This window comes from Streptomyces sp. SM1 (assembly GCF_002910825.1).
Classification (GTDB): domain Bacteria; phylum Actinomycetota; class Actinomycetes; order Streptomycetales; family Streptomycetaceae; genus Streptomyces; species Streptomyces okerensis.
Genome location: NZ_NEUB01000398.1, coordinates 1 through 6,603 on the forward strand (window position 1 = coordinate 1; position 6,603 = coordinate 6,603).

Sequence of the window (6,603 nt, forward strand, 5' to 3'; positions counted from 1 at the left end):
CGGAGGGCCGTTCGCCGGTCATCGAGCCCGGGATGCAGCCCGCCGCGCTCACCGCCGCGCTCGGGCTGCTGCTCGCGGGCGGGGCGGCGCTGGGTACGTACGCGCTGCTCGTGCCGCTGGTGGTGCTGCAGGGGGTCACGGCGGCGGGCTGGTTCCGGCTGAACGGGATGTGGCCGGCCCGGCAGGGGATCGCGCTGGGATTCCTGGGCGCGCTGGTCGCCGACGCGGCGCTGCTGGCGTCGGACCGGTCGCCCGCGGCGATCCTCGGGACGCTCGGCGTGTGGGTCCTGCTGGCGCTGGTGATGCAGCTGCGGTCGCACGCGGATCCCGACGAGCGGATGTACGGGCTGATGGCGACGGTCGTCGCGTTCGCGCTGGCGATCGCGGCGGGCGGATATCTGGCGGCGGACGCGGATGCGGTGACCGTGGGTGCGATCGCCGTGGCGGCGGCGGTGGTGGCGCGGGCGTTGCCGCTGCCGACCGCGGCGTCCGTGGCGGTCGCGGTGGCGGTCGCGGCGGGAGCCGGGTTCGCGGTCTCGGGGATGGAAGCCCCGGGAGCGGGTCTCGGCGCGGGCGCGGCGGTCTGCGCGCTGATCGGTCACCGGGTCGCGAGCTACGACTATCCCTCGCGGTTCGTGCACTTCACGGCGGGCGTCGCCCTGCCGCTGGCGGCGGCGGGGCCCGCGGTGTACGTGCTGGGCCGCGTGATCGGCTGACGGTCGGGTTCCCGCCTGCGGGTTTCGGGCCGTGTGCCCGCGGCGCCACTGTCCCTCCGGCGGGGGGCGCCGTAGCGCCTGCGGCGGGTGGATGGGGCGGAGCCGCGGCGGGGGCGTCCGTCCTCGGACCGGCACGGAATCGGTGACTCGGTGGGCCGAGGGCGCGGACGCGCCGGTCGCTGCGGACGGCCGCCCCTGCCCCGTCGCCTTCCCGCCGTACGCGGCCGGCTCGTCCCCTCCCCCCGCTGCCTGCCTGTCACAGGTGATCCACAATTCGCCGGAGGCCGCACGGTCGCGCGTTACCCTCGCGCAGGACGGCCGACCGGTCGTCGGGGAACGCCGTCGTAACAGCCCAGGTGGGGAAACATCGCATGCGCGCACTGCGAATACTGCTCATCGTCCTCGTGATCGTGGGCGGAATCTTCGTGATCGTGGACCGTGTCGCGGTCAATCTCGCGGAGGGCGAGGCGGCGGACCGCCTGAAGGCGAACGAGAACCTCGCGTCGACCCCGGACGTGTCCATCAAGGGCTTCCCCTTCCTCACCCAGGTGATCGGCGGCACCCTCGACGAGGTCGAGGTCGGTATCGAGGGCTACGAGGCGAGCACCGGTGACGGCGCCGAGAAGCTCCGCATCGGCGATCTGCGTGCCGACATGACGGGCGTCGAGTTCTCCAGCGACTTCAGCTCCGCCGTCGCGGACAGCGCCACCGGCACCGCGACCGTCGCCTACGACGAGCTGCTGAAGACGGCCAGGTCCGAGCCCACCCAGCTGGCTCCCGGTGTCACCGCCGAGGTCGTCGGCCTCTCCGACGGAGGCAACGGGAAGATCAAGGTCGCCGTCGAGGCCACCGTGCTCGGCAACAAGCTGCCCGAGCCGGTCTCCGTGCTCAGCTCGGTGACGGTCGTGGACGGCAACACCGTGCGGGTCGAGGCGGACGCGCTGCCGGAGTTCGGAGGGGTCGCGCTGGCCGAGTCGCGGGTGCGGCGGATCACGGACTTCGAGCAGACGATCGACGGACTGCCCGGCGGGATCCGCCTGGACAAGGTCGAGGCCGCCGGGAACGGCGTGGACATCACGGTGAACGGTTCCGACGTCCGTCTGGTCGGGTAAGGGACGGTTTGGCGGGAGGCGCGTCCGTCAGGCGAGACGCGCGTGTCCGTAGAGCAGATGTGAGGGCGGGCAGACGGCGGGAGGGCGGGAGCCCGGGGCGGACGGAGGGTGACTTCCCGGGGCAGGGATCCCGGATGGCGGACGATCTCGTCTCACCATGCGACACGCCGGTGACACACCGGCCCTGTCGTCCTTACGATCGACCCCATGCAGCGGCAGACAAGCGCCCCCCAGTCGCGGGGACGGGCGGATCTCACGAAGCGGCGGGCAGTGGACCTGTGCCGTGTCGCCGCCATGCTCTGTCGCACTTTCTGAGCGGACGCGCCGACGTCCGCATCCTCACCCCGCCCCACTGAGGGCATCCGTGCGCCGGCCCGCCCAGGCCGCGCACACCTCTCGCTCGCACGCCCCGCCGTAACTGCCCCGGAGGAGAAAAGCATGAGCCGCAGCGACGTCCTGGTCGACGCAGACTGGCTCCAGGAGCACCTGGACGACCCGACCATCGCCATCGTCGAGGTGGACGAGGACACGTCCGCCTACGAGAAGAACCACATCAAGAACGCCATCCGGATCGACTGGACGAAGGACCTCCAGGACCCGGTCCGCCGTGACTTCGTCGACCAGGCGGGCTTCGAGAAGCTCCTGTCGGACAAGGGCATCGGCAACGAGCACACGGTCGTTCTCTACGGCGGCAACAACAACTGGTTCGCGTCGTACGCCTACTGGTACTTCAAGCTGTACGGCCACGAGGGCGTCAAGCTGCTCGACGGCGGCCGCAAGAAGTGGGAGCTGGACGCCCGCGAACTGGTCCCCGGCGACGAGGTGCCGGAGCGCCCGAAGACCGACTACCGGGCCAAGCCGCAGGACGCGTCCATCCGCGCCTTCCGCGACGACGTCGTGGCCGCGATCGGCTCGCAGAACATCGTCGACGTGCGTTCCCCCGACGAGTTCTCCGGCAAGCTGCTCGCCCCGGCCCACCTGCCGCAGGAGCAGTCGCAGCGTCCCGGCCACGTGCCGAGCTCCCGCAACATCCCGTGGTCCAAGAACGCCAACGACGACGGCACCTTCAAGTCCGACGACGAACTCAAGGCGCTCTACGAGGACGAGCAGGTCGACCTGGGCAAGGACACCATCGCCCTGTGCCGCATCGGTGAGCGTTCCGCGCTGACCTGGTTCGTGCTGCACGAGCTGCTCGGCGTGCAGAACGTCAAGAACTACGACGGCTCCTGGACCGAGTACGGCTCCCTCGTGGGCGTGCCGATCGAGCTCGGTCCGGCCAAGTAACCCCTCACCACCGACCTTTCCAGATCCCCTCAGGAGTACGACATGTGCGGTGCGAAGGCCGGCGGCCCGGACGCCTCGACGATCAAGCCCGGTGAGACCACCATCCAGGGTTCGGTGACCCGCGACGGCGAGCCGGTGACGGGCTACGTCCGTCTGCTGGACTCGACCGGCGAGTTCACGGCGGAGGTCCCGACCTCCGCGACCGGACAGTTCCGCTTCTACGCGGCGGAGGGCACCTGGACCGTCCGTGCCCTGGTGCCCGGCGGCACCGCCGACCGCACGGTCGTCGCCCAGCAGGGCGGTCTGGCCGAGGTCGCGATCGCGGTCTGAGAACGAGTACGGCGCAAGGGCCGCATCCCACGGGTCGGACGCCCGGGATGCGGCCCTTCCCCGTGCCCGGACCTACGCTGGACCTGTGTACGCGCGCAGGCGGCATGCCTATTTCGTCATGATGGGCACCTGTATCGGGCTGTTCGTCCTGGCGTGGGGTGTGGTGCGGCTCTGGTCGGTGCCGGCCGCCGTGGCGATGTGCCTGGTCGCGATGGTCATCCCGCCGCTCGCTGCGGTGGTCGCCAACCGGCGCGGCCCCGAGGACCGCTGGTGGGACGACCCCTCCGGCGACCCGGAGTCCGACGAGTGGTGGGACGAACTGGACGGCAAGAAGCGCCCCCGTTAGGAAGGGGGCATGTCCTCAGCGTCCGTGCCGCCGTCGGCAAGACTGTCCACCGTGGTGCTCGACGCGCGTGACGCGCACGAGCTCACTTCTACGCGCGGCTCCTCGGCTACGAGGTGCGCGCCGAAGAACCCCACCGGGTGCTCATCGGACCGTCGGACGGGGCCGCGGGCACGGCGCTCGCCTTCGAGACCGAGCCCGCGTACGTCCCGCCGGTCTGGCCCACGCGGAATGCCGGCGATCAGCAGATGATGCTCCACCTCGACGTCGAGGTCGACGATCTCAAGGCCGAGACGGCCCACGCGGTGGCGGAGGGTGCGACGCTCGCCGGTCATCAACCGCAGGCCGACGTCCGGGTGCTGTTCGACCTCTCCGGGCACCCGTTCTGTCTGTGGCTGCGGACCTCTCAGTAGACGAGCGCCTGGGTGCCGTCCGTCATGGCCTCCTGGACGAAGACCTGCGCGCCGGCGATGCGTACGCCCTCGAGGACGTCCTTCTCCGTGATGTCGCGGCGGGCCGCGCACTGGGTGCACAGGGTCACCCGGCCGCCCGCCAGGATCGAGTCCAGCAGGTCGGGCAGCGGGGCGGAGTGCGGCAGCTCGAACTCGGCGGCACGGTCCGGCAGGGCGAACCACGCGGACTCCCCGGTGAGCCACAGGGAGACCTCGACACCACTGGCCGCGGCCACCGCCGCCACCGTGAACGCCTGCGAGCAGCGTTCGGGTGCGTCGGTTCCCGCGGTCACCTTGATCACAAGCTTCTTGGCCATGACCGAATCGTAATCATGATCGTTGCAACTTCGGTCGTCGGCTGTGGGTCTCCTGTGCGCGCGGACTCGGAATGCGCGCTTCACCTTTTGTGGGGGGACGTCTTGGAACAACCCGAAGAAGCAGCCGGCGCCCCGGATGTGCCGGGATCGGTGGATGAGCCGGGACCTGCGGACGGCCCGGGACCTGTGGACGTGCCGGGATCGGCGGACGCGGCGGGATCGGTGGACGCGGCGGGGGCCGGCCCGGCGCCGGAGGCTCCGTCCGTCGCGGCTGTCGTGACCCCGTCCGTTCCGGTCGCCGGGGGTTTCGCCGTCGTGCCGCCGGTCGCGGTCCGCAAGCCCCGGCGAAGGGGGCGGACCACCGCGCTGATCGGTGCCGCTCTGGTGCTGGGGCTGGTCGCCGGTACCTGCACCGGCTATCTCGTACAGGCCGACCGTGAGCCGACCAAGCTGCCACCGCTGTCCCAGCCGGTGCTCGCGCAGGCGAAGGGCGAGGGGCCCGAGCCCCTGTCGGCCGCCCGGGACCGCAGCGTGAAGACCGACGGTGACCTGCGGGAATTGCTGATCGAGAAGCCACGCTCGGCCGAGAAGAACGATTGGCTGCCGGACGACGGCTGGATGGACCTCGCCGAGTTCGCCGGGACCTACAAGGAACCCGGCTACATGTTCGGGCACTTGACGACGGAGAAGTTCCGGCGGGCGGTCGCCACCGGCTGGCTCGATGACGACCACGGCGTGGAGGTCCGGCTGATCCAGTTCCACCAGGAGGAGACCCTGGCGGCCGCCGCGCTCGCGGAGGACGGTCAGTACTGGGCGGACGACGCCGGCGACACGGACAGCTGGCTGGTGCCCGGTACCGAGGACGGCCGGGTGTACGTGCACAGGCGTCCCGAGACGGAGCCCGGCTACGAGCCCGTCTACAGCGCCGAGGCGCATGCGTGGCGCGGGGACATCACGGTGCAGGTCCTGGTGTTCGGGAGCGAGCCCATCGAGAAGAAGATGATCATGAAGCTGGTCGAGCGGCAGATGGAGCGGCTGTGAGCGAGAGCGAGAAGCGGCCGCCGGAGCCGTCCGGGCAGACCCCGCCGGAGGAACCCGCGACCACCGCCGGAACCCCGCTCGCCGCCGGGCCCCCGGACGCGGCCGAACTCCCGGTCGCCGCCCCCGGGACCGTCAGGAAGCGGTCCGTGCGGTGGGGGCGCGTCGCGGCCGTCGTCGGGTCCGTGGTGGTGGCCGGGGCCCTCGTCGCCGGCGGGGGCTACACCGTCGTGACCGTGCAGGACGCGGACCGCGACGCCGGCGCGCCCGTATGGAAGCTGCCCAAGGCCGCCGCCGAGGAGGAGGAGGCGCCCGAGGCGCGGGGGCTGGCCGGGATGCTCGTGCCGTACGGGGAGCACACCTGGATCCCGGGCCCGGACCTCGGTGAGTTCGGGGCGGACACGCAGCTCGACGGAGCCAGGGCCACGGCGCTGCAGAAGGAGACCCTGCGGGATGTGCCGCGCTCCCGGCGCAAGCGGCTGGAGAAGCAGATCGACAGCTGGCGCATCGAGGGAATGGCGATGCGCAGTTACGTCAGCGAGACGAGTCGCTCCTACGCGGTGGACGAGATCTTCTCCGTGGGCATCGTGCTCACCCGGATGGAGGACCGGGAGGCCGTGCGGGACATCGCGCGGTTCGAGAGCGGGTTCCTCGACGCCCTCGACGTCTTCCGCGAGGGACCGAAGATCAAGGGGCACAAGAACGCCCGCTGCTTCCTGCCGCCCGAGGACGAGGAGTCGGAAATCGACAGCATGCACTGCTCGGCCCGCGTCGGGAACGTCCTGGTCTCCCTCACCGCGGAGGGCGGGAAGCCGCTCGACACCAAGAGTGTCGCCGTGCTGCTCGGTCAGCAGCTCGACCGTATCGAAGAACCGGGGAAGGCCGTATGACCGAGCAGCAGCAGGCCCTCGCTCCCGACCCGACGGAGGGCGGGCCGGAGCAGCCCGCGGAGCAGCGGGAGCCGCTGGCGCCGCCGAAACCGCTGGCGCCGCCGAAACCGCTGGCGCCGCC

At 71.4% G+C, this 6,603-nt stretch carries 10 protein-coding genes; 9 read left to right on the forward strand and 1 reads right to left on the reverse strand.

Annotated elements, in window-relative coordinates:
• The 7 genes from B9S61_RS10145 to B9S61_RS10170 all read left to right on the forward strand — a co-directional run.
• Positions 1 to 716, forward strand: a 716-nt coding sequence (locus B9S61_RS10145) for a hypothetical protein (protein WP_103541970.1), incomplete at its 5' end; no start/stop codon positions are given.
• Between the two features lie 371 nt (positions 717 to 1,087).
• Positions 1,088 to 1,828 (forward strand): DUF2993 domain-containing protein, encoded by a 741-nt coding sequence (locus B9S61_RS10150; protein WP_103541971.1) that lies wholly within the window; start codon positions 1,088 to 1,090, stop codon positions 1,826 to 1,828.
• A 207-nt stretch (positions 1,829 to 2,035) separates the two neighbouring features.
• The gene (locus B9S61_RS43425; protein WP_360390360.1) at positions 2,036 to 2,143 is read left to right on the forward strand and encodes a putative leader peptide; all 108 of its coding nucleotides are present in this window, start codon (positions 2,036 to 2,038) and stop codon (positions 2,141 to 2,143) included.
• Positions 2,144 to 2,266: 123 nt separating this feature from the next.
• Entirely contained in the window at positions 2,267 to 3,112 is an 846-nt protein-coding gene (locus B9S61_RS10155; RefSeq protein ID WP_103541972.1) for a sulfurtransferase, read from the forward strand.
• A 42-nt stretch (positions 3,113 to 3,154) separates the two neighbouring features.
• Positions 3,155 to 3,442, forward strand: a complete 288-nt coding sequence (locus B9S61_RS10160) for a DUF1416 domain-containing protein (protein ID WP_040908647.1) — start codon at positions 3,155 to 3,157, stop codon at positions 3,440 to 3,442.
• Between the two features lie 85 nt (positions 3,443 to 3,527).
• The gene (locus B9S61_RS10165; RefSeq protein WP_103541973.1) at positions 3,528 to 3,788 is read left to right on the forward strand and encodes a DUF3099 domain-containing protein; all 261 of its coding nucleotides are present in this window, start codon (positions 3,528 to 3,530) and stop codon (positions 3,786 to 3,788) included.
• A gap of 113 nt (positions 3,789 to 3,901) precedes the next feature.
• The gene (locus tag B9S61_RS10170) at positions 3,902 to 4,198 is read left to right on the forward strand and encodes a VOC family protein (RefSeq protein ID WP_308457757.1); all 297 of its coding nucleotides are present in this window, start codon (positions 3,902 to 3,904) and stop codon (positions 4,196 to 4,198) included.
• On the opposite strand, the gene B9S61_RS10175 is transcribed toward B9S61_RS10170, so the two are convergent.
• Entirely contained in the window at positions 4,192 to 4,554 is a 363-nt protein-coding gene (locus B9S61_RS10175; protein WP_103541974.1) for a DsrE family protein, read from the reverse strand. The two genes, B9S61_RS10170 and B9S61_RS10175, sit on opposite strands and share 7 nt — an antisense overlap.
• A gap of 276 nt (positions 4,555 to 4,830) precedes the next feature.
• Between B9S61_RS10175 and B9S61_RS10180 the strand changes: the two genes are divergently transcribed.
• Positions 4,831 to 5,595: a hypothetical protein gene (locus tag B9S61_RS10180; protein WP_258039607.1), complete on the forward strand. Its 765-nt coding sequence runs from the start codon at positions 4,831 to 4,833 to the stop codon at positions 5,593 to 5,595.
• Positions 5,592 to 6,482 carry a hypothetical protein gene (locus tag B9S61_RS10185; protein WP_258039608.1) on the forward strand — a complete coding sequence of 297 codons (891 nt, stop codon included), beginning with the start codon at positions 5,592 to 5,594 and terminating at the stop codon, positions 6,480 to 6,482. Before B9S61_RS10180 ends, B9S61_RS10185 begins: the two co-directional genes overlap by 4 nt.
• The last annotated feature ends 121 nt before the right edge of the window (positions 6,483 to 6,603 follow it).